We start from the raw sequence: 1,399 nt of genomic DNA on the forward strand, positions 1-1,399 counted from the left end.
ATAGGTGTTGACGGCAGATTCTGGAAGTCTATAATTCGCCCCACTTCCGGCGCAGTCGAAACGGAAAACTCCTTGGTAAACAAAGAGTTACGCAAGATTCGACAGCGACCTGCTTCAGTTCATCGAAGCCCAGAAGGAGTTGGTAGAGCAGTGTCGTTTGGCTCTATTAACGTTTCGATCCTCTCGGTCGAAAGCGGAGAAAAAGAGGTGTTGACAGCAGCGTGTAACGCTGTAGAATTCGCCTCCCGCTAACGAGAGATCGGAAGCGCAAGTGGTTGAAGTTACAAAGGAAACTTTGAAAACTTCTGAAAATAATCACTTGACAGCAAATGAGGCTGCTGTAGAATGCGCGCCTCGGTTGAGACGAAAGATCTTAACCAACCGCTCTTTAACAACTGAATCAAGCAATTCGTGTGGGTGCTTGTGGAGTCAGACTGATAGTCAACAAGATTATCAGCATCACAAGTTACTCCGCGAGAAATCAAAGATGTAACCAACGATTGCTGAGCCAAGTTTAGGGTTTCTTAAAAACCCAAAGATGTTTGAACTGAAGAGTTTGATCATGGCTCAGATTGAACGCTGGCGGCAGGCCTAACACATGCAAGTCGAGCGGTAGAGAGAAGCTTGCTTCTCTTGAGAGCGGCGGACGGGTGAGTAATGCCTAGGAATCTGCCTGGTAGTGGGGGATAACGTTCGGAAACGGACGCTAATACCGCATACGTCCTACGGGAGAAAGCAGGGGACCTTCGGGCCTTGCGCTATCAGATGAGCCTAGGTCGGATTAGCTAGTTGGTGAGGTAATGGCTCACCAAGGCGACGATCCGTAACTGGTCTGAGAGGATGATCAGTCACACTGGAACTGAGACACGGTCCAGACTCCTACGGGAGGCAGCAGTGGGGAATATTGGACAATGGGCGAAAGCCTGATCCAGCCATGCCGCGTGTGTGAAGAAGGTCTTCGGATTGTAAAGCACTTTAAGTTGGGAGGAAGGGCAGTTACCTAATACGTGATTGTTTTGACGTTACCGACAGAATAAGCACCGGCTAACTCTGTGCCAGCAGCCGCGGTAATACAGAGGGTGCAAGCGTTAATCGGAATTACTGGGCGTAAAGCGCGCGTAGGTGGTTAGTTAAGTTGGATGTGAAATCCCCGGGCTCAACCTGGGAACTGCATTCAAAACTGACTGACTAGAGTATGGTAGAGGGTGGTGGAATTTCCTGTGTAGCGGTGAAATGCGTAGATATAGGAAGGAACACCAGTGGCGAAGGCGACCACCTGGACTGATACTGACACTGAGGTGCGAAAGCGTGGGGAGCAAACAGGATTAGATACCCTGGTAGTCCACGCCGTAAACGATGTCAACTAGCCGTTGGGAGCCTTGAGCTCTTAGTGGCGCAG

Annotated in this window: 1 protein-coding gene and 1 rRNA gene; both read left to right on the forward strand. The window is 50.0% G+C overall.

All coding sequences use genetic code 11. The features are described from left to right. On the forward strand, window positions 1-252 hold a 252-nt coding region (locus tag TMES_RS23230; protein ID WP_211275994.1), incomplete at its 5' end, for a hypothetical protein. 292 nt (window positions 253-544) lie between these two features. Then, a 16S ribosomal RNA gene (locus tag TMES_RS21870) occupies window positions 545-1,399 on the forward strand; the annotation flags it as partial.

Origin of the sequence: Thalassospira mesophila, assembly GCF_002115755.1 — a bacterium.
GTDB classification, from domain to species: Bacteria; Pseudomonadota; Alphaproteobacteria; order Rhodospirillales; family Thalassospiraceae; genus Thalassospira; species Thalassospira mesophila.